Origin of the sequence: Dietzia sp. 111N12-1 (assembly GCF_001658045.1) — a bacterium.
GTDB lineage: Bacteria > Actinomycetota > Actinomycetes > Mycobacteriales > Mycobacteriaceae > Dietzia > Dietzia kunjamensis.
The window spans coordinates 73,630-94,212 of record NZ_LSSV01000082.1 but is presented as its reverse complement, the minus strand read 5'-3'; the positions used below and the strand labels follow the sequence as shown (position 1 = coordinate 94,212).

Below are 20,583 nucleotides of genomic sequence, written 5' to 3'. Positions count from 1 at the left end.
TGCCAGCGGCAGACCCGGCCCGCCTGACCGTTGGCGGGTCGGGTCGCCCTCGACGGGTCGGGTCAGCCCGGCTGCTGGTCCTGCGGGACCGCGCCCATCCCGACACCGGGCTGGCACATCTTCCAGGCGCCGTCCTCGTCGCGCATGTGAATCTGCTCCGGGCCCGTCCCGTCGGACGCCGACTCCACGGTCGCGGTCGCCTCGGCGCCGTTGTCACTGATCTCCACCCCGAGCACCTCGAGATCCTGGGGGAACGAACCCGCGATCGATTCGCGGAACATCGAGTCGAGGTCCGAGCCCGTCGCCTCGCTCGACGCGGTGATGGTGTCGACGAGCTCCTGCGGGACGCGGTTCTCCGCGCACATGTGCCCGTTGAACTCGGCGAACGACTCCGCCGAACTCATGCTCTCCAGCGTCTGCTCGACGTCCCGCTCGGCCCGCGCGGACGACGACAGCGGGCCCGCGAGGAAGAGCCAGACGAGCGCGGCGATCACGAGGAGCGCCACGACGACGGCCGCCGTGACGGCCACGCCGCCCCGCCCGCCGCGACCGCCTTGCCGGCCGCTGCCCGGACGTGCCCCACCCTCCGGGCCCCCGCCCGGCTGTCCCGCGGGGTTCGGATCCCCGGCGGCCGGCTGCTGGCTCGTCGTCGTCATCTACTACTCCCGGTGCGCGTCGCCGGCCCCGGACGGGCCGCGTCGACCCGCCACCGTAGCGGACCGACCTGTGATTCCGGGGCTTCAGGGGCGCTGACTCCGGGGATGCGGGTGCGTTGCCGCCGCGACAGTCCGCCCGATCAGGGGAGCGGGCCCGCGGGCTCCAGGCGGTCGGTGCCGTGCCGGGCGCGCCAACTCGCCATCGGGTAGGCGCCACTGTTCGGGTCCTCGCGGGCCACGAGCGCCCAGTAGTCGGCGTGGGCGTAGTCGCTGGTGAACTCGACCACCGTGAAGCCGTGGCGATCGAGATCGGCCCAGCGGACGTGCCGGTTCGCGGCGGTCAGCGCGCCCTGGGCGGCCTGCGAGAGCGGGTTGCCCTCGGGTAGTCCGCCCACCATGTCGTTGATGTTGTTGCTCGTGATGGACGGGGTGACGAACTCGACCGCCCCGGTGCCGGCCCCGGGGTAGTCCGCCGGGTCGAACGGCACCTCGTTGGCCCAGGACGTGTGGATGTCGCCGGTGAGGAAGACGTGGTTGCGGTTGCCGGTGGCGCGGATGGCCTCGAACAGGCGGCGGCGCTCACCGGCGTACCCGTCCCACTGGTCCGAGTTGTAGGTGATGCCCTCCCGCGGGACCCCCAGGAGTTCGGTGAGCGCGCCGGTCGTGCGTGCGTCCAACGGCGGGATGAGCACGGGCGAGACCATGACCGAGTTGCCGATGACGTTCCAGCGGGCGGTCGACGACCGCAGCCCGCGGGCCAGCCAGTCGAACTGCTCGGCGCCGGTCATCGTGTTGGTCTGGTCGATCGCCAGGCCGTTGAACCGATCGGGGCTCTCGGAACGGTACGAGCGCAGGTCCAGCATGCTGATCTCGGCCAACGACCCCCAGCGCAGGCGCCGGTAGAGGTGCCCGCCGTCGCGCAGCGACTCCGGCCGGACCGGCATCCACTCGAAGTACGCCTGCGAGGACGCGGCCTTGCGGTCGGAGAACGGGCCCTCGTGCGGCTGGTGGTTCTCGGCACCGTGCTCCCACGAGTCGTTGGCCAGCTCGTGGTCGTCCCACGTGCAGATCCAGGGGACGTGCGCGTGCAGGGACTGCAGGTCGGGGTCGGTGTGGTACTGCGCCAGCCGGATCCGATAGTCGGCCAGGGTGACGATCTCGTGCGGTGGTTCGTGCGGGCGTATCGCCCCGATGGCGGCGGTGTACTCGCCGCGGCCGTACTCGTAGATGTAGTCACCGAGCTCGATGATCGCATCCAGGTCCCCGCGCGCCTCGAGGTGGCGGTAACCGGAGAAGAAGCCGGCCTCCCAGTTGGAACACGACACCACGCCGACGCGCCAGCGGCCGGTGGCGGGCATGGCGCCGTCGGCGGGCGCGGTACGGGTGCGCCCGGTCCGCGAGACCTGACCGAGCGCGCGGAAGCGGTAGTGGTACCAGCGGTCCGGCGCAAGTCCGGTGCAGTCGAGCTTGACCGTGTGGTCGCGGCCGGCGTCGGTGACGACGGAGCCAGTGCGGACGAGGGAGGTGAACCCCGGGTCGGTGGCGACCTCCCAGGCGACGACGACGGGGTCACCGATCCCCGAACCGGGGCTCGCCTGCGGGGTGGGCGTCACCCGCGTCCACAGGATGACGCGGTCCGCCATGGGGTCGCCCGAGGCGACGCCGTGCCGGAAGACGGCTCCGGCCGGGGCCCCGCCACCTCCTGTGCCCCCGGCAGCCGCGGCCCCGGCGACGGCGGTGCGTCCGGCCAGGGCACCGGTCCCGACAGCGGCACCGGCCAGCGCTCCGGCCCGGAGGAGGGAGCGCCTGCCGATGCCACCGGTGGGGTGGGAATCGGCGAGGTGGGCGGTTCCGGCGATGCGGGCCGACCCGGGAGACTCGGGCGAGGGGGCGGGAGACGCGGTCACGCGCTCAAGTCTGTCCCCTCGGGTGACGTCCGGGAGCGGATTCGCCCCAGACGTCACCGAGGGTTCACTCCCCGTCGATCCGGGCGTCCTGTGCCGGGGTGGTGTCGGCGCCCACCACGAGCTCCTCGATCTCGGTCTTCTCCGGCGTCGAGAGGTACCGCTCGCGCGAGTCGTCCAGCTCCTGGAGCCACGGGGTGTGATGGACGGTCGCCATGGTGCCGGTGAGGACGGAGCGGTACGGCTTGTCCCGGTAGGTCAGGATGTTCTTCTTCTTGTCCTTCTTCCAGGCGAGGAAGATCTCGACCACCTCGTCGAGGTCGAACATCGGGTAGTCCGTGGCCTCGATGAGGTCGCGGACGTAGTCGGCCTGGAAGCGCACGTCGTCGGCGTCGCCCTCCAGCTCCTGGAACCGGTTCCGCCAGGCCCGCATGTGGGCGACCCGCTCCTCGGCGGACGGCAGCTTGGCCCGGCCCAGGATGAGGTCGCGGACATACCAGGCCTGGGCGTCGAACATGTTGAAGGTGAACCACTGGTCCTGAGCGCCGAGGTAGTAGACCTTGGGGTTCTTCTGCCACACCACGCCGCGGTAGAGGCCGGCGGGGTAGATGTTGTTGGGCGACTGCAGCGACAGGTCCGCCGGTAGGAACGGGTACTTGTGGAGGTAGCCGGTGCACAGGATCACGGCGTCGAACTCGCGGGTCTGGCCGCCGGTGAAGTGGACGGTCTCGCCGTCGAACCGCTGGACCAGCGGCAGTTCCTCCATCCCGTCCGGCCAGTCGTAGCCCATGGGGGCGGTGCGATAGGAGATCGTCACCGACCGGGCGCCCATCTTGAAGGCCTGCACGCCGATGTCCTCGGCGGAGTAGGAGGCGCCGATCAGCAGCACGCGCTTGTCCGCAAGCTTCTCCGCTCCGCGGAAGTCGTGGGCGTGGCGGATCGACCCGGGGAACGTCCCGATGCCCTTGAAGTCCGGCAGGTTCGGGTAGGAGAAGTGGCCGGTGGACACGATGATGCGGTCGAACTCCGACGAGGTCGTCTTGCCGGACCTGAGGTTCTCCACGGTGACGGTGAAGGTGTCCAGATCGCGGTCGTAGTCCACCCAACGGACGGCCGTGGAGAACTGCACCTTGTCCTTGACGTCGGACCCCTGGACCCGGCCGTCGATGTAGTCCCACAGGACCTCACGCGGCGGATACGACGAGATGGGCCTGCCGAAGTGCTCGTCGAACGTGTACTCGGCGAACCCGAGCGCCTCCTTGGGGCCGTTCGACCACAGGTTGCGGTACATGGAGGAGTGGACCGGCTCGCCGTACTTGTCGGTGCCCGACCGCCAGTTGTAGTTCCACTGGCCGCCCCAGTCGTCCTGCTTCTCGTAGGCCACGATCTCGGGGATCTTGGCCCCGGATCGCTGGGCCGATTCGAACGCCCTGAGAGCGGCCATTCCGCTCGGCCCGGCTCCGATGATCGCAATACGCTGTCTAGACACAATCTTCCTTCCGGCCCACGTTCGGCCTGTTCGTTCGCTCCGACTGGTGCCGGTGGAAGCTCGTCCGACGCGGGGACTGGATGAGTCCGCGTAACGGGGCCTCGACATCGGGACCACGATCGCTCCGAAGGGGCGTGAAACCACTGCCCGCGACGAGCGCACGGCGCCCCGTCCGGGGCGCCGCATGCCCCCGACCTTAGCAAATGGGGGCAGGGGAGGCGATGCGGCGGATTAGTGGACAATGGGGGCATGACCCAGTTCGGAGATCTCCTCGGCCCCCCGCCCACCCGTCTCACCGGTGACCCGGAGGCGGAGGCCGCCGTCGCCGCGGGGGAGGATCCCCGCACCGTGGCGGCCTCCCACCCCACCGCCTCGATCGCGTGGGCCGAACTCGCCGAGCGCGCACTCGACTCCGGCGAGGTGATCAGCGCCTACGCCTTCGCCCGCACCGGGTATCACCGCGGACTGGACCAGCTGCGGCGCCACGGCTGGAAGGGCTTCGGGCCGGTGCCGTACGACCACGAACCCAACCGCGGCTTCCTCCGTTGTGTCGCTGCGCTGGCCCGCGCCGCGCAGTCGATCGGCGAGGAGGACGAGTACATCCGTTGTCTGGACCTGGTCAATGAGTCAGACCCGCACGCCGCCGCGTCTCTCGGCCTGGCGTGACCGACTGGACGCCCGCGCGCTGGGCGTCTACGCCGCGCTGCCGGGCCCGCTGAGGGCGCGGGCCCGGCGACTCGGTTACGCGTTCCTGCCGATCCTGCAGTGCGGTCTCGCCGCGGGACTGGCCTGGTTCCTCGCGCACGACGTGCTGCACCACTCGGCACCCTTCTTCGCTCCCATCGCGGCCGCCATCGCCCTCGGCACCGGTATGGGGCGTCGCGTCCGGAGGGGTGTCGAGCTGGTGCTCGGCGTCATCGTCGGCGTCGGGTTCGGTGACCTGCTGATCCGGGAGATCGGCTCCGGGGCGTGGCAGATCGCTCTGGTGGTGATCCTGGCGATGTCAGCGGCGGTGTTCGTCGACCGGGGGGCGATCACCGGCACCCAGGCGGCCTCCTCGGCGATCCTCGTGGCGACGATCCTGCCGCCGGGCAGCGCGGGCGGCTACGAGCGGATGCTCGACGCGGCGGTGGGCGGGGTGGTCGCGCTGGCCGCGATGGCGCTCATGCCCGTCCATCCCCTGCGCCGCGCCCGCCGGGAGGCGGCATCGCTGCTGGGCGTGGCGTCGTCGGTGCTCGCCGAGGTCGCGGACGGGTTGGAACGGCGCGACTCGGAACTCATCCGCTCCGCCCTGCAGGACGCCCGTGACACCCAGCCGGCCGTCGACGCGATCTCCGAGCAGCTCGCGGGGGCGCGGGAACTGGTGCGGATCTCCCCGTTCTACCGGCGGCGGCGTCCGGAGGAGATCGTCCTCACGGCGATGCTCAACCCGCTGGACAACGGCATCCGCAACATCCGTGTCCTCGCGCGTCGGGCGATCGTGGCGGCGGACGATCAGGTGGACGTACCGCCCGCGTTGAGTTCGTTGATCGCGGCGCTGGCCGGCGCTCTGGAGGTGCTCACACGGCGGGTGGCCGCGGACTCCGATGCACCCACGGACGCCGAGGTCCACCGCGAGTTGCGGGCGGTCGCGTCGCGCGCCAAGCGGGAGCTGATCACGGGGTCGGGCCTGACCGAGACCGTCATGCTGGCCCAGCTGCGCTCGATCCTGGTGGACATGATGCAGGTCGCGGGGCTGAGCAAGATCTCGGCCCTCGCCACGCTGCCGCCGACCGTCCGCAATCCCGCCGTCGAGCCGGAGCTGACGGAGGAGTGGCCGGACGCGCCGGACCGACCGGCGCCGGTGATGCCGCCGCTCAGGGCGACACGAGCCTCCATGGCTCGGTATGACGATAGAAAGTCGTCCTCTTGATGGCCCGCCGACCGGTGAGTCCGTCCCGGGTGAGCAGGCCGGCCTCGGTGCCCAGTTGCACCGCCCGGGCCGCCACCCACTGACGGCGACGCAGCCTGCGGGGCCGGGCGGCGGTGGCCCGGACGCCGGGCAGCTCGGGTGTGGGCCGGACGGTGAGGGTGTGCGTCTCGCCGGAGAAGACCACGGTGTCGTCGGCGTAGGCCTCGCCCACGAGTCGGTCGCCCTCGGGGCCGCGAACGAGGGCCTCACCGACGAGGGCGGTCCCGGTCTCGTCGCGGACGAGCGGCACTTCACGCGACGTGCCGCGGATGCCGAGCTTGGCCGCCTCCGACCCTGTCGGCAGCCCGTAGGCGCGGGTGGCGGGGGTGGGCTCGTCGGCGACGTAGGCGATCTCCGCGTCGAGGTTCTCGGTCCGCAGCAGGCGGGTGAGCACCGCGGCCAACGCGGCGTCGGTGCCGCACAGGACCAGCCGACGCCCCGGGCCCACCTCGGCCAACGCACGGTTGACCTCGTCCTTGGTCGGCACCTCGCTGACCTGGATGCGGGGGCGCTCACCGAGAACCGTCGGGACCGGGGCCGAGCCGCATCGGATGACGATCATGACCTCCATCATGACCGCAGCTGATGGCGGGGGCGAACCTGGGGCAGGATGGAAGCGTGGTTGGACAGGCACGCAGGATCGATCTGAACTGCGACCTCGGCGAGGCCCGCCGGGGGACGCCGCGGTGGCCCGCGTCGCTCGCACCCGGCGCCGGGCCGGATCCCGACGACGCCGCACTGTTGGACGTGGTGACGTCCGCCAACGTCGCGTGCGGCTTCCACGCCGGCAACCGGCCCACCATGATCGCCACGGCCGTCGCCGCCGCCGAGCGCGGGGTCGCCCTGGGGGCCCACCCCTCGTACCGGGACGGCGCCAACTTCGGGCGCGTCGAGCACGAACTTGACCGCGAGGAGGTCGCCCGTCTCGTGGAGTTCCAGCTCGTCGAGCTCGACATGGCCGCGCGACGGCACGGGACGCGGGTGCGGTACCTCAAGCCACACGGCGCGCTCTACAACCGTATCGTCCGCGATACGGAGCAGGCCGCGGGTGTCGTGGACGCCGTGGTGCGGTACGCCGACCTCGCCAATGAGGAGCCGGTGCCGATCCTCGGTCTGCCGGGTGCGGTGGTGCTGTCCCACGCCGAGGCCGTCGGCGTTCCCACGGTGACGGAGGCGTTCGCCGACCGCGGGTACCGGCCCGACGGCACGCTCGTGCCCCGCGGCGAGCCGGGCGCGGTGATCACCGATGTCGACGAGGTCGCCGAGCGGGTCGTGGCCATGGCGACCGGGCGGTCGATCACCGCCACCGGCGGGTCGCAGGTCGTGGTGGCCGCCGCCTCGGTGTGTGTGCACGGGGACACGCCCGGCGCCGTCGACCTGGCGCGACGCGTGCGCGCCTCGCTCGAGGAGGCCGGCGTGGAGGTGGCGCCGTTCGCCGCGCCTCACGTCCCGCCGCGCGGCCCCGTGGCGGGCGGGTCCGGGCGTGATGCGGTTGGGGACGGGCCGGCGGGGGAGTCCGGCCCGGGATGACGACGACGAGGATCCGCCGCTGCGGGGAGGCCGCGCTGTTGCTCGACTGTGCCGACCTGGCCGAGGCGGTCTCGTTGGCCGCGAGGATCGAGCAGTGGCGACCGGACGCCCTCGACGTGGTGGCGGCGACCCGCACGGTGCTGGTGACCGTGCGCGACGCCTCTGCGTTACCCGAACTGCGGCGGCGACTGGAGGCCCTGCTCGCGGACCCCGCTGATCACCCCGTCGCTCCGCCGCCCTCCGGCCATCTGCCCGCCTCAAATCGGCTATCCGGATTCCGGATCGGCGCTTCTGATCCGAATAGCGGATCCGTAGAGGGAGTAGCGGATTTCGGAGATGCGGGCTCGAATGTGAGCTCGGATGCGGGATCGGATGCGGGCGCGAATGCGGGCTCGGGAGCAGGTGCGGAAGGCGGGGTGGCAGGGGTGACGATCGACGTCCGCTACGACGGGCCCGACCTTGCCGCGGTCGCCGACCTCGCCGGGATGTCCACCGAAGCGCTGGTCCGCACGCACTCCTCGATCACGTGGCGGGCCGCGTTCGGCGGGTTCGCGCCGGGCTTCTTCTACCTCGTCGACGCGCGGGAGCTGGACGCGGGCAGGGCGGATGCGGGCGGGGCGGGTGCGAGCGAGGCGGCCGGAGGGCCGTCGGCGAAACCCGCTTTGCCTGCGGTGCCGCGGCTGGGCACGCCGCGCGCGCGGGTCCCGGCCGGAGCGGTCGGCCTGGCGGACCGCTTCTGCGCCGTCTACCCCGGGGCCTCGCCCGGCGGGTGGCAGCTGCTCGGCACCACCGACGCCCGGCTGTGGGACCTCGACCGGCCCGACCCCGCCCTGCTCGCCCCCGGGATGACCGTCCGGTTCCGCGAGGTGGGCGGGCGATCCGGGGACGACCGCGGGCGCTCGGACCAGCGCCGTTGAGCCCGGACGCGCCCCGATGAGCCTGCTCGTACTGCGGGCCGGACCGTCCGCGCTCGTGCAGGACCTCGGCCGCCCCGGTCACGCCTCGCTCGGGGTGACCGCCTCCGGGGCCGCCGATCGCGCCGCCGCGGCCACCGCCCTGCGGGCCGTCGGCACCGACCCGGCGGCCGCCGTGCTCGAGGTGCTGCTCGGTGGGCTGACGGTCATGACGGATGAGCCCGCGGTCGTGGCGGTCACGGGGGCGAAGGCCCTCGTCGTCGTCACCCCCGACGGTTCCCGACGCACCGCCGCCACCGGCGAGGTCCTCCGACTGGACGCCGGGTCGTCGCTGGAGATCGGCCGGCCCGTCGCCGGGGTGCGCAGCTACGTTGGCGTGCGCGGGGGGATCGACGTGCCGGCGGTGCTGGGCAGTCGATCGCGCGACACCCTGGCAGGGCTGGGCCCACCGCCCGTCGTGGCCGGCGATGTGCTGGACGTCGGCGACGCCGTGGTGGGGCCGTGGGCAGACGGGTGGCAGGTCTCCGCCGGCCGGGGTGTGGTCGGCGGGGGCGCGGTCACCGGCGCCAGGAAATCAGTGGAGCTGGACGTCATCCCTGGGCCGCGCGACGACCTGTTCCCGCCCGCCGCGTGGGACGTCCTCGCCGCGACCGGGCACGTCAGCGGGCACGCCGACAGGGTGGGCGTACGCATCGACCCCGCCCGACCCGTCCCACGCCTCGACACGCGCGAGATCCCCAGCGAGGGCATGGTGCGCGGCGCGGTACAGATTCCGGCCGACGGCGCGCCCGTGGTGTTCGGCCCCGACCACCCGGTGACCGGCGGGTACCCCGTCATCGGTGTGCTCACCGCGCGGTCCGCGGACGCGATCTCGCAGCTTCTCCCGGGAACGCCGGTGCGATTCCGCAGACTGCGGGGCGTCGCCGACTAGGGTGTTCACGCGGTACGGACTATTCTGGGGCGTTGGTGTGCGCGGATTCGCTGTCAGGTGTCTGACGCCGGTGCACCGTGACGACGACTCATTCGAGGTGAATGCGAACCATGCCAGCGATCGTTCTGATCGGCGCCCAGTGGGGCGACGAGGGCAAGGGTAAGGCCACCGACATCCTGGGCGGCCACGTGGACTACGTGGTCAAGCCCAACGGCGGGAACAACGCCGGCCACACCGTCGTGGTGGGCGGTGAGAAGTACGAGCTCAAGCTCCTGCCCGCCGGCATCCTCTCGCCCACGGCCGTGCCGGTGATCGGCAACGGCGTGGTGGTGAACCTCGAGGCGCTCTTCGAGGAAATCGAGGGACTGCAGGCGCGCGGCGCTGACACCTCCCGCCTGCGGATCTCCGCCGACGCGCACCTCGTGGCGCCATACCACCAGCAGCTCGACAAGGTCACCGAGCGGTTCCTCGGCAAGAAGGCCATCGGCACCACCGGGCGCGGCATCGGCCCCACCTACGCCGACAAGGTCTCGCGCGTGGGGATACGCGTCCAGGACGTGTTCGACGAATCGATCCTGCGGCAGAAGATCGAAGGTGCGCTGCACCTCAAGAACCAGATCCTGGTGAAGATCTACAACCGTCGAGCGGTCGAGGTCGACGAGATGGTCGAGTACTTCCTCGGCTACGCCGACCGGCTGCGGCCCATGGTCTGCGACGCCACCCTGATGCTCAACCAGGCGCTGGACCGCGGCGAGTCCGTGCTCATGGAGGGCGGCCAGGCCACCATGCTCGACGTGGACCACGGCACCTACCCGTTCGTGACGTCGTCCAACCCGACCGCCGGCGGAGCCTGCGTGGGCTCGGGCATCGGGCCCACCAAGATCACCCACTCTCTGGGCATCGTCAAGGCGTACACCACCCGCGTGGGCGCCGGGCCGTTCCCCACCGAGCTGTTCGACAAGTGGGGCGAGTACCTGCAGGTCACCGGCGGTGAGGTGGGTGTCAACACCGGCCGCACCCGCCGCTGTGGCTGGTACGACGCCGTGATCGCCCGCTACGCCGCGCGCGTCAACGGGTTCACCGACTACTTCCTCACCAAGCTCGACGTGCTCACCGGCATCGGCGAGATCCCGATCTGCGTGGCCTACGACGTGGACGGCGTCCGGCACGACGAGATGCCCATGACGCAGACCGACTTCCACCACGCCACGCCGATCTACGAGACCATGCCCGGCTGGGACGAGGACATCACCGGGGCGCGCGAGTTCAGCGACCTGCCGCCCGCCGCCCGCGACTACGTGCTGCGGCTCGAGGAGCTCGCCGGCTGCCACATGTCGTACATCGGCGTGGGCCCCGGCCGCGACCAGAACGTGGTGCGGCGCGACATCCTGGGGTGATCTGGGGGCCGCTCGTGTGACGAGTGAGGCCGATGGTGCGTGCGGGTCAGGTGGGGCCGAATCGGGTGTGAACGTACGGCACATGTCGTATGAACGGCCGATAGTGCGGTGACGGCGCATCGGGTGGACTCCATGGAAGCGGCCGACCGGTCGCGTCCCCTTCCGATCGGAGCACCACATGCGTTCCCTCACCCGCCTCGGCGTCGCCACCGCAGCCACCGCCATCGCCTCAGTCACCGCCCTCGCCGGCGCCGGGGTGGCCGGCGCCCAGGACGTCGATCCCGTGTTCAACAGCCCCAGCAGTGTGAGCGTGAGCGGCAAGGGTGAGGCCACGGAGGTGACCTACACCAACAAGTCGGGTCAGGACTTGATGTGCTACTCGTTCGTGGGTACGGGGCGTCTGGTCTCCGACCTCTACGGCTATGTGAAGACGGTGGACATCAACAGCACTCTCCCGGAGAGCTGGACGGCACGTTTCGTGGAGGCTGCGGGCAAGGGGCAGATCGGATTCTTCGGCGGAATGGTCGAGAACGGTGAGACCGCTGAGCTGATGGAAGGAGCAATCGGCGGGGTTGTCGAGGGCACACTCACCGATGATTCATTCTCCCCGGCTGCTCTCACGGTGTGTAACTCCCAGGGGCTGGATGACGACCCGTACGTCGAGGTCGAGATCTCCGCAGGTGCCGGTGTTCCGGCCGGCCTCGGGTCGCTGGATTCCGCTCTTGCCGGCATCGGCAGCTCGGGCTCGGTGGCGGAGACCACGGGTTCGCTCGGCAGCTGAGTCGACCGAATAGTCCTCACCCCCGGCAGCTGAGCGGTGTCGGGGGTGAGGTCTGTTCTCCGAATCTGCTTATGGAGCAGATCGGCGGGCGCCGTGGATCTGGGGCAATTCAAGGGCGCCCAGCCTGACCCGGGGCGGCCATGGTTTGGGTGGTGTTAACAGGGCCGTTGTGGCGGCAGCGCTTTCTTGGCGCAGAGGGTCAGGTCCATGGTCGTGACCGTCTCGATCGAGAATCAGATAGTGAGCTGGTTCGCGGCTCATCCCAATCGGGGGTGTAGGAGTTGGGGTCTGAAGCCGCCGGTCTCGAGCAGGCTTCGGGCGATGTAGTTGGTCAGGTTGGGGAACCCGAGTGCGGAGCCGCGCAGGTGTTCGAGCCGTCCGTTGAGCGCCTCGGTCGGCCCGTTGCTGGTGCCGGGTCGTTCGAAGTAGGCGAGCACGTCAGCGGCTCGCTTCTTCAGGGTCCGGCTCAGGGTGGTGAGCTCGGTGAGCACCTTGGGGACGCCGGCGCTGAGGTCGGTGATCAGCTTCTCCATGAGCTCGCGGCCACGTTGCCGGTCCTCGTGGCGATAGGCGGCGATCATGCGCTGGTAGACACCCCAGGTCGCCTCGACCTCGACGTGAGCGTCATCAACGAACAGCGCGCGTAGCCTGTCGCTCTGCTTGTCGGTGAGCAGGTCCGCGCCGGTGTGCAGCGTGCGCCGCGACTTGTAGAGCGGGTCGTCCCTGAACCCACGGTGCCCGTGGATCGCGAGTTGGACCCGGCGCCGGCTCCTATCGAGGGCGTCACCGGCCAGGCGCACGACGTGGAAGGGATCCATCACCGTGACCGCGTCCGGAATCTCCTCCGCAGCGGCGGTCTTGAACCCGGTGAAACCGTCCATCGCGACCACCTCGACCGCGTCACGGAAGGCGTCGTCGCGGTCGGCGAGCCAGGTCTTGAACGCCGCCTTCGACCGGCCCTCGACCATGTCCAGCAGCCTTGCTGGGCCGGCGCCATCGCGGACCGGGGTGAGGTCGATGATCACGGTGACGTACTTGTCGCCACGCCTGGTGTGGCGCCAGACGTGCTCATCGACGCCAATGACCTTCACGCCCTCGAACCGCGTGGGGTCGTTGATCAGCAGCCGCTTGCCTTCGGCCAGGACCGCGTTGTTGGCGGTGTCCCACGCGACCCCGAGTCCCTCGGCGACACGGGCGACGGTGAGGTGTGCGACCACGATCCCTTCCAGCGCCCACCGCAGCCCGGTGCGCGAGAGCTTCGCGCGTGGCTCCGCCGCGGCGCTGGTGTCTTGGCGCCACACGTGTCCGCAGTCGGCACAGCGGTAGCGGCGCACTACAACTTCCAGCACGGTCGGTCGCCAGCCCAGCGGCTCGTGGGCCAACCGCCGGATCACGGTGTCACGAGCAGCGCCTTCGCTGCCGCACCGTCGGCACCACTGATCTGGTTCCACCACGCGGCACGCGAGGACCGCACGATCCGGTTCAAGTCGTTGTCCGGTCACGCTCAGACCGAGGCCGTCGAGTCGAGCGAAGGCGGTGAGGTCAGGGCGGTCGAAGCCGGCCGGCGGGGTAGCGTCGGACACGTCGAGGTCTTTCGGATGGATGGCGTAGGAACCTCCATCGTCGGGAGACCTCGACGTCTATCTGCGGACCGACGCGCCCGGCCGACCTACACCGTCATCTGAGAAGACCCCTGAAACGTCTTCGACGACGACGGGACCGGCGAGGAAGAAGGCGCGGTGAGCTAAAGGAATGGAGCTTGCTCGGCTTGGACGCCGCCGCAAGCTCCGGTGAAACGGTCGGTACTGGTCGGTCGTCGTCGGTCACCACCGGATGGCGGCGCCCCCCACGCTCAGCGTTTGCGCAGGTCAGCGGCTCGTTCGCCAGTGGGCGCATCAAGCGATAGACGCAAAGCCGACGTGATTAGGTCGTCGGTTCGATTCCGACAGGCGGCTCCGGCGAACAGCCCCTGACCTGCGGAAACGCAGGGCAGGGGCGGTTCGGTTCTGGTGGTCGCGCGATGCGCTGGCCTCACGGCTCTGCCCGACACCGACGTCGCTCTCCTCTGCGACGGACCCCTCGCCGGCTGAGCGCTCGCGGCCGGCATCCTGTCCGTGTGCCGATAGGCCTCGCACCGCTCGGCAACGCAGCGTGGCGTTGCGTCGCGACCTGGCGACGGCTCAGCGGGGCGCGATCGTCTCGTGCGTTGGCGGACTACGGAAGCTTGGACGCGAGGACGTCGGCCGCCAGGATCTCGGGTGCTGCGCCGAGGAGGTGCTGGTTGTCCATCAGGGCTGCGACGATGGCGCCGTTGGCGTGGGCGTCGCGAGCGGCCTCGTCGGGGAATGCATCGAAGATCCAGAAGGTGTCGGCGTGGGTCCTGACCGCGAACCAGACAATCGTTCCTACTTCATCGTTGGCGAGCGCGACAGCGCCGGCGAGCAGATCGGCGAGCGCGTCGTGCTGTCCATCGGCCGCGACGATCTTGGCGACGAAGGCATACGGAAGTGATGCGGGTGTGGACATGAGGGGTTCTCCTAGGTGTCGAGGTTTCTTGGTGAAGCGAGTTCAGCGTATGACGTGCGAGGGCCGGTGGGAAGTGGCGTATACGGCAGTATTGCTATTGTTTGCGCCATGCGTATCGGACTGATCGCGATCGACGGCTGCTTCGGTTCGGCTGTCGCGTCGATCATCGACATCGTGCGGGTGGCCGACGGAGCCCGCGCCGATGTCGACCCGCGGATCGACCCGATCGAACTCGCCATCCTCGGACCGAAACGGCGAGTGACCACGACGGCATCGATGACCCTGTCGGTGGACCACCCGCTGTCGGAGTCCGGAGAGTTCGACGTGGTCGTCGTCCCTGCGCTTGGAACCCTTACGGCCGCCGCTACCAACGACGCCCTCCAGAGCCGAGATGCTCGTTCGGTCATCGCCTCGCTCGGGCGCCTCGACGACGCGACCACCCGGATCGCCGCGGCGTGCACCGGCGTGTTCGCTGTCGCCGAGACCGGACGGATGCATCATCGGCGGGCGACGACCAGCTGGTTCCTGGGGCCGGAGTTCCTGAAGCGCTATCCGACCGTCGCCCTCGATCTCGACACCATGGTCGTCGTGGACGGGAACCTCGTCACCGCCGGCGCCGCGTTCGCCCACATCGACCTCGCGCTCTCACTCGTGCGATCGATCAGCCCCGACCTGGCCCAACATGTCGCCAAGCTCCTCATCATCGACGAGCGTCCGTCGCAGGCGGCCTTCGTCGCCTACGATCATCTCCGGCACGAGGACCCGATCGTCGTCGAGTTCGAACGCTTCGTGCGCGCCCGCCTGGACGAACCGTTCAACGTCGCCTTCGTCGCGCAGTCGCTCTGCACCAGCCGGCGCACCCTCGAACGACGAGTCCGTGCGGCGCTCAACCTCACTCCGCTCGGCTTCGTCCAACGGCTTCGCATCGAACGAGCTCGGCACCTCTCAGCAACCACGGACCTCACCTCCGCCGAGATCGCGCTACGGGTCGGCTACGCGAACGCCGAGACTCTGCGCTCCCTCCTGCGCAGGGAGCGACGCCGTTCCTGACCTATCGCCATGCCTGTAGCCGGTGTCCTAGCGCTCGGTTGGAACCACCTCTCAGCACGTCGCGTCGACGCTCCTGCGTCGCCCCTGGACGACCCACTCGACACGCCCGCAGTACAGGCCGTGTGACGTGCCCCAGCTTCCCGGACGGTCGGGGTTGGGTGGCTGTGATGTCGCTGCGTTCTCGTCGAGGGGGTCAGCAGACCCGATCAGGGTCGATTGGGATGAGCCGCGAAGGCGGTGAGGTCAGGGCGGCCGAAGCCGGCCGGCGGGGTTGTGTCGGACACGTCGAGGTCTTTCGGATGGATGGCGTAGGAACCTCCATCGTCGGGAGACCTCGACGTCTATCTGCGGACCGACGCGCCCGGCCGACCTACACCGTCATCTGAGAAGACCCCTGAAACGTCTTCGACGACGACGGGACCGGCGAGGAAGAAGGCGCGGTGAGCTAAAGGAATGGAGCTTGCTCGGCTTGGACGCCGCCGCAAGCTCCGGTGAAACGGTCGGTACTGGTCGGTCGTCGTCGGTCACCACCGGATGGCGGCGCCCCCCACGCTCAGCGTTTGCGCAGGTCAGCGGCTCGTTCGCCAGTGGGCGCATCAAGCGATAGACGCAAAGCCGACGTGATTNCGTCTATCTGCGGACCGACGCGCCCGACCGGCCTACACCCTCATCTGGGAAGAGCCTGGTTCGCATCGAGTGTTTACTTGGTTAGCATCGTAAACTGTTGCTGAAATACGGTCGCAGTTTCGAGCGCAAGGGGGACTGATCCATGCGTCTTTCCACCAAGCTTGGTACTTCCATCTCCACCGCGGCTCTCGGTGCCGCTGCAGTTCTGGGCGGTGCCGGGGTCGCCCAGGCCCAGTCGCTCGGTTCGCTGGGGTCGTCGGCGCCCGACGCTGTCACGCTGACAGTCGCGGGCGACACCGAGGCCGTCGGCGGTGAGATCACTAACAACACGGACGGTGCGCTGACCTGCACCATCGGTGTTTCGAATGCCGAGGTGATCTCCGCCATCGAGAACGGGATCGATGATGAGACCTCCTTCGACGAAGCGAACGCTGCAGTCGCGACAGAGCGGGAGGCCGCTAACGTGTTGGGGCAGAACGCCTTGGCTTTCGCTACTGTGCCCGCTGGTGAAACCGTGACGTGGTCCGGTATCGGCAGCTACGGCCCCGCAGAGGACTTCCGCGCGGGCGCCGCAGACTGTGGTGACGAGGTCGCCTTCGCCTACGAGCCCGGCGGTCTCTTCGGCTCGCTCGACATGGGCTCGCTCGGTAGCTGATCACCGGAGCACCTGAGCGCAACGCCCCGCCACCTAACGGTGGCGGGGCGTTCTGCATGTGTTCGTTGCGGGGCCGAACGACCCTCAACCCAGGTTCTTAAACGCGTTTCGTAGTGCGTCCACGGCGTCGTCGACCCCGAAGCCCGCGCCTGCGGCTGACGAGGCGAACTCTTCCGCAGCTCGGGTCAACGCCGCGCCGGCCACGTCGCCGGCCGCCACGAACGTGCCCGAGCGGCCGCGGCCCTCGAGTACGCCGGACTCCTCGAGTTCGCGGTAGACCTTGGCGGCGGTCGCGGTCGAGATGCCAGCCTCGGCGGCGAGCGTCCGAACCGCGGGCAGGCGGGTTCCCGCAGTGAGTTTCCCGCGTGAGACCGCCTCGACGATCTGGCCCTTGAGTTGACGGAACGGCGGGTTGGGCGACGCGGGATCGACGATCAGGACGACCCCGGCCACGCGAGAGCCGCCGGTCGGGAGGGCGGAGTCCGCCGAGCCGGATTCGGCCCGCGGGTCGTTCATGCTCAGGCCCACACCTGGTCGATCGCGGTTGGCCCGGTCGGCGGGGCGGTCGGGACCGCGGGGGCCGGGGTGCGCGAGAACCGAGGCGCGGGCGCGGGCCCGGCATCGCCGGCGACCTCGACGAAGGTCTCCCTCGCGACGTTGTGCGGGTGGTCGAGCGCCTCGGTGTAGGTCAGCACCGGCGTGGTGCAGGCGTCGGTGCCGTAGAACAGCTCGGCCCACTCGTCACGGGTCTTCTCGGCGAACTTCGCGGCGATGATCTCGCGCAGTTCGTCCCAGCGGTCCATGTCGAACTGCCCGGGCATCCCCTCGCCGTCGATGCCCAGCAATCGGGCGAACTCGGAGTAGAACTGCGGCTCGAGGCATCCGACGGCCATGTACTTGCCGTCCGAGCAGGTGTAGACGTCGTAGAACGGGTATCCGGTGTCGAGCATGTTGGTCCCGGCGACGTCGGACCACTGGCCGCGGGCGCGCATCGCCCACTGGAACTGGCCCAACACCGAGGCGCCGTCGGTCATGGCGGCGTCGATGACCTGGCCCCTGCCGGACGTGGCGCGCTCGATGATCGCGGCGAGGATGCCCTGGATGAGGAACATCGAACCGCCGCCGAAGTCACCGACGAGGTTAAGCGGCGGCACCGGGCGCTCGTCCTTCCGGGCGGTGGCGTTGAGGTGGCCGGTCAGGGAAATGTAGTTGAGGTCGTGCCCGGCGGTGTGGGCGAGCGGGCCGTGCTGGCCCCAGCCGGTCATGCGGGCGTAGACCAGGCGCGGGTTGAGCTCCAAGCACTCCTCCGGTCCCAGGCCCATGCGCTCGGTGACCCCGGGGCGGTAGCCCTCGACCAGCACGTCCGCCTTGGCGATGAGTCCGCGCACCTGCGACAAGCCCTCGTCGCTCTTGAGGTTGGCCTCCACCACGGTGCGGCCGCGGCGGGTGATGTGCGCCCAGCCGCCGACCTGGGTGTCGAGCTCCCCGGGACGCATGACGGTCACGACTTCGGCGCCGAGATCGGCGAGCATCATGCAGGCGTGGGGGCCGGGGCCGATGCCATTGAGTTCGACGACGCGGAGGCCGGCCAGGGGGCCGGAAGAGGAACTGCTCACAGGTGTGCCCTTTCATGTGGCTTTGAACACACATTATCGCCTACAGCCGAATGGATTTGACTCAGGTGACCGGTACTGCCGTTGCGCCTGTGGCCAGTGGTAATAAGAAAGTTAAAATCTAGTTGTGGAACCTTAAAGTTTGCGCCGCTTACGACCGTTGTTGGTGTGATCTATGACACTCCCTGCGAAGGCGTTCACCGGAGCGTCCGCAAGTGTCACCGTGGTCCTCGATGTGGTGGCTTTCACTCACTACAAGGAGCATTCATGTTCGCTCGTAGCCGATTCTTGGCCGGCGCCTCGGCCATCGCCCTCGCAGCCGGAGCCACTCTCGCCGGAGCTCAGGGTTCGTCCGAAATCGCCGCCGTGTCCTCGAACTGGCCGCGACCGCTCTAAACGGCCCCGTGTCGGTGACCCCGAATGAGGAGGGTGGCCCGACGGTTGTTTACGTGAACGAGTCCGGGGAAGACGAAACCTGCGTCGGTTTCACCATGCCGTACGCCTCGGTTGATGAGGTCGGACTCGATCCAACTGGCGACGGCCCGGTCATAGATCTGCTGCCTCAGATCCTCGAGATCCAGGCAATGGGCGGTGTTTCGATGCTCAACGCAGTAGAAGGCGAACCGACCTCATACGACGCCACCGCCACCGATGGCGTCGCGCAGGCAGCGCTCTTCCTGATCGCAGCGGGGGCCGGACTGCCGGTCGCCGAGGGGGCTACCGCGACCTGGGTGGCGACAGCACCGGAAGAGCCTGCTGCTGCTGCAATACTCTGTATCCCCGACTCTGTCGAGGGTAACGACGCACGTATCGCAGCCCTCAGCACCAACTTCGGCATCGACCCGCAGGTCGTCGCGGGCCAGATCAACGGCCGGATCCCCGGGGGCTCCGTGGAGCCCGTCTCCGCCGGCAGCATCAGCGGTGGCAGCGTCGCGACGGGAGCGAGCCTTCTTGGGTCGCTCGGCGGCGGTGACGCTACCGACACCGATGGCGAGGAGGAGGCCGAAGGTGGCAGCTCGTTCACCGGTATCAGCGAGGGCGGCAGCGCCGGTTCCGCCGCCGAGGCCGACGGCGAGGGTGAGGTCGAACTGGAGGCCCTGAACGCCGGCTGACCCAGTCATAACCCGTCAGAACCGGACCGGGCACGGCACGGCACCACATGGTGCCGGGCCCGGGCGTCTGTTCAGCCGCACTTCGGCCGTCGTCGCAGGTCTACTAGCGTGGACGATATGACCGCCGCTCACGATCCCCTCGCCCCGCCCGTCGTGGACCGCTTCGGCACGCCGGGTGCGCCGACCGCGACCCGCGTGATGTTGCTCGGCTCGGGCGAGCTGGGCAAGGAGGTGACGATCGCGCTGCAGCGTCTGGGCGTCGAGGTCATCGCGGTGGACCGGTACGCTGGCGCTCCCGCCCACCAGGTCGCGCACCGCAGTCACACCATCGACATGACCGACGCCGACGAGGTGTGCCGGGTCGTCGAGCTGGAGAGGCCCGAGGTGATCCTGCCGGAGATCGAGGCCATCGCCACCGCCGCGCTCGCGCAGATCGAACAGGACGGCCTCGCCCGCGTCGCGCCCACCGCCCGCGCCGTGCAGCTGACGATGGACCGCGAGGGCATCCGCCGCCTCGCCGCCGAGGAGCTGGGCCTGCCCACGAGCCGCTTCGCGTTCGCCTCCTCGCTGGAGGAGCTGCGGGAGGCGTGCTCCCGGATCGGGTTCCCGTGCCTGGTCAAGCCCACCATGTCGTCGTCGGGCAAGGGACAGTCGTCCCTCCACGGTCCCGAGGACGTGGAAACGGCGTGGGACTACGCGCAGTCCGGTGCCCGCGTCGCTGGGGCGCGCGTGATCGTGGAGTCGTTCGTCGACTTCGAGTACGAGATCACCCTGCTCACCGTCCGCAGCGTCGACCCGGAGACGGGGCAGATCCGCACCGACTTCTGCGAGCCGATCGGCCACCGCCAGGAGCGCGGCGACTACGTCGAGTCGTGGCAGCCGCAGGCCATGACCCGCGACGCCTACGACTCGGCGCGGTCGGTGGCGGCGCGGGTGACGGGCGCGCTCGGCGGGGTCGGAGTGTTCGGCGTGGAGCTGTTCGTCAAGGGCGTCGACGTGTACTTCTCCGAGGTCAGCCCCCGTCCCCACGACACCGGCCTCGTGACGTTGCGCAGCCAGGTGCTCAGTGAGTTCGAGATGCACGCGCGCGCCGTCCTCGGTCTGCCGGTGGTCACCACCATGGCCAGTCCGGGCGCGTCCGCGGTGATCTACGGCGGCACGGGGATCGCGGCGGACGGCACCGAGGGCGACGGGACCGTCGAGGGCGTCGGCTTCGCCGGTGTCGCCCGCGCGCTCGCCGTGCCGGAGGCCGATGTCCGCCTGTTCGGCAAGCCGTCCGCCAGTGAGTTCCGCCGGATGGGCGTGGCCGTCGCGACCGCCGAGGATGTCGAGATCGCCCGCGAGCGCGCGCGTGAGGCCGCCTCGCGTGTGACGGTGGTGAGGTAGGTGCGGAAGGTCGTCATGGCCGCGAGTATGGCGCGGGGGTCCGACAGATCGCGGGGGTCCG

General features: G+C 69.9%; 19 protein-coding genes. 11 read left to right on the top strand and 8 right to left on the bottom strand.

Going from position 1 to position 20,583, the window contains the following annotated elements:
• Positions 1-62: 62 nt before the first annotated feature.
• From AYO52_RS15705 to AYO52_RS15695, 3 genes are all read right to left on the bottom strand, one after another.
• On the bottom strand, positions 63-656 hold the full coding sequence (locus tag AYO52_RS15705) for a hypothetical protein (RefSeq protein WP_067719400.1): 594 nt from the start codon (positions 654-656) through the stop codon (positions 63-65).
• A gap of 140 nt (positions 657-796) precedes the next feature.
• Positions 797-2,515, bottom strand: a complete 1,719-nt coding sequence (locus AYO52_RS15700; protein ID WP_067719557.1) for an alkaline phosphatase — start codon at positions 2,513-2,515, stop codon at positions 797-799.
• Positions 2,516-2,627: 112 nt separating this feature from the next.
• Positions 2,628-4,049, bottom strand: a complete 1,422-nt coding sequence (locus AYO52_RS15695) for an NAD(P)-binding domain-containing protein (RefSeq protein WP_082924084.1) — start codon at positions 4,047-4,049, stop codon at positions 2,628-2,630.
• Between the two features lie 249 nt (positions 4,050-4,298).
• Here AYO52_RS15695 and AYO52_RS15690 point away from each other — a divergent pair, with 249 nt between their 5' ends.
• Together AYO52_RS15690 and AYO52_RS15685 are read left to right on the top strand one after the other, a co-directional pair.
• Positions 4,299-4,715 (top strand): DUF3151 domain-containing protein, encoded by a 417-nt coding sequence (locus tag AYO52_RS15690; RefSeq protein ID WP_067719394.1) that lies wholly within the window; start codon positions 4,299-4,301, stop codon positions 4,713-4,715.
• A complete protein-coding gene (locus tag AYO52_RS15685; RefSeq protein WP_067719391.1) occupies positions 4,672-5,961 on the top strand; it encodes an aromatic acid exporter family protein in 1,290 nt (429 codons plus the stop codon). The genes AYO52_RS15690 and AYO52_RS15685 overlap by 44 nt, the downstream gene beginning before the upstream one ends.
• Here AYO52_RS15685 and AYO52_RS15680 read toward each other — a convergent pair.
• Complete coding sequence (locus AYO52_RS15680; RefSeq protein ID WP_082924095.1) at positions 5,906-6,562, bottom strand: hypothetical protein; 657 nt, start codon at positions 6,560-6,562, stop codon at positions 5,906-5,908. The two genes, AYO52_RS15685 and AYO52_RS15680, sit on opposite strands and share 56 nt — an antisense overlap.
• A gap of 56 nt (positions 6,563-6,618) precedes the next feature.
• Between AYO52_RS15680 and AYO52_RS15675 the strand changes: the two genes are divergently transcribed.
• From AYO52_RS15675 to AYO52_RS15655, 5 genes are all read left to right on the top strand, one after another.
• Positions 6,619-7,530, top strand: coding sequence for a LamB/YcsF family protein (locus AYO52_RS15675; protein WP_253702237.1), 912 nt, complete (start codon positions 6,619-6,621; stop codon positions 7,528-7,530).
• Positions 7,527-8,447: an allophanate hydrolase subunit 1 gene (locus AYO52_RS15670; RefSeq protein ID WP_082924082.1), complete on the top strand. Its 921-nt coding sequence runs from the start codon at positions 7,527-7,529 to the stop codon at positions 8,445-8,447. Before AYO52_RS15675 ends, AYO52_RS15670 begins: the two co-directional genes overlap by 4 nt.
• A gap of 16 nt (positions 8,448-8,463) precedes the next feature.
• The gene (locus tag AYO52_RS15665) at positions 8,464-9,375 is read left to right on the top strand and encodes a biotin-dependent carboxyltransferase family protein (RefSeq protein ID WP_067719386.1); all 912 of its coding nucleotides are present in this window, start codon (positions 8,464-8,466) and stop codon (positions 9,373-9,375) included.
• 110 nt (positions 9,376-9,485) lie between these two features.
• Positions 9,486-10,772 (top strand): adenylosuccinate synthase, encoded by a 1,287-nt coding sequence (locus AYO52_RS15660; protein WP_067719383.1) that lies wholly within the window; start codon positions 9,486-9,488, stop codon positions 10,770-10,772.
• A 178-nt stretch (positions 10,773-10,950) separates the two neighbouring features.
• Positions 10,951-11,553: a hypothetical protein gene (locus tag AYO52_RS15655; protein WP_067719380.1), complete on the top strand. Its 603-nt coding sequence runs from the start codon at positions 10,951-10,953 to the stop codon at positions 11,551-11,553.
• 257 nt (positions 11,554-11,810) lie between these two features.
• Here AYO52_RS15655 and AYO52_RS15650 read toward each other — a convergent pair whose 3' ends face one another.
• The gene (locus AYO52_RS15650) at positions 11,811-13,136 is read right to left on the bottom strand and encodes an ISL3-like element ISPfr2 family transposase (RefSeq protein ID WP_067719378.1); all 1,326 of its coding nucleotides are present in this window, start codon (positions 13,134-13,136) and stop codon (positions 11,811-11,813) included.
• 631 nt (positions 13,137-13,767) lie between these two features.
• Entirely contained in the window at positions 13,768-14,079 is a 312-nt protein-coding gene (locus AYO52_RS15645; RefSeq protein ID WP_067719375.1) for a putative quinol monooxygenase, read from the bottom strand.
• Positions 14,080-14,187: 108 nt separating this feature from the next.
• On the opposite strand from AYO52_RS15645, the gene AYO52_RS15640 reads away from it, so the two are divergent.
• Positions 14,188-15,129 carry a GlxA family transcriptional regulator gene (locus AYO52_RS15640; protein WP_067719373.1) on the top strand — a complete coding sequence of 314 codons (942 nt, stop codon included), beginning with the start codon at positions 14,188-14,190 and terminating at the stop codon, positions 15,127-15,129.
• Positions 15,130-15,898: 769 nt separating this feature from the next.
• Positions 15,899-16,411: a hypothetical protein gene (locus AYO52_RS15635; protein ID WP_067719370.1), complete on the top strand. Its 513-nt coding sequence runs from the start codon at positions 15,899-15,901 to the stop codon at positions 16,409-16,411.
• An 84-nt stretch (positions 16,412-16,495) separates the two neighbouring features.
• Here the strand turns inward: AYO52_RS15635 and AYO52_RS15630 are convergent, their stop codons facing one another.
• Both AYO52_RS15630 and AYO52_RS15625 read right to left on the bottom strand, forming a co-directional pair.
• Positions 16,496-16,927: a GntR family transcriptional regulator gene (locus AYO52_RS15630; protein WP_082924080.1), complete on the bottom strand. Its 432-nt coding sequence runs from the start codon at positions 16,925-16,927 to the stop codon at positions 16,496-16,498.
• Positions 16,928-16,929: 2 nt separating this feature from the next.
• Positions 16,930-18,027 carry a CaiB/BaiF CoA-transferase family protein gene (locus AYO52_RS15625; RefSeq protein WP_067719367.1) on the bottom strand — a complete coding sequence of 366 codons (1,098 nt, stop codon included), beginning with the start codon at positions 18,025-18,027 and terminating at the stop codon, positions 16,930-16,932.
• Between the two features lie 446 nt (positions 18,028-18,473).
• Here AYO52_RS15625 and AYO52_RS15620 point away from each other — a divergent pair, with 446 nt between their 5' ends.
• Positions 18,474-19,136: a hypothetical protein gene (locus AYO52_RS15620; protein WP_067719365.1), complete on the top strand. Its 663-nt coding sequence runs from the start codon at positions 18,474-18,476 to the stop codon at positions 19,134-19,136.
• Positions 19,137-19,253: 117 nt separating this feature from the next.
• The gene (gene purT / locus AYO52_RS15615; RefSeq protein WP_067719362.1) at positions 19,254-20,522 is read left to right on the top strand and encodes a formate-dependent phosphoribosylglycinamide formyltransferase; all 1,269 of its coding nucleotides are present in this window, start codon (positions 19,254-19,256) and stop codon (positions 20,520-20,522) included.
• Positions 20,523-20,583: the final 61 nt, after the last annotated feature.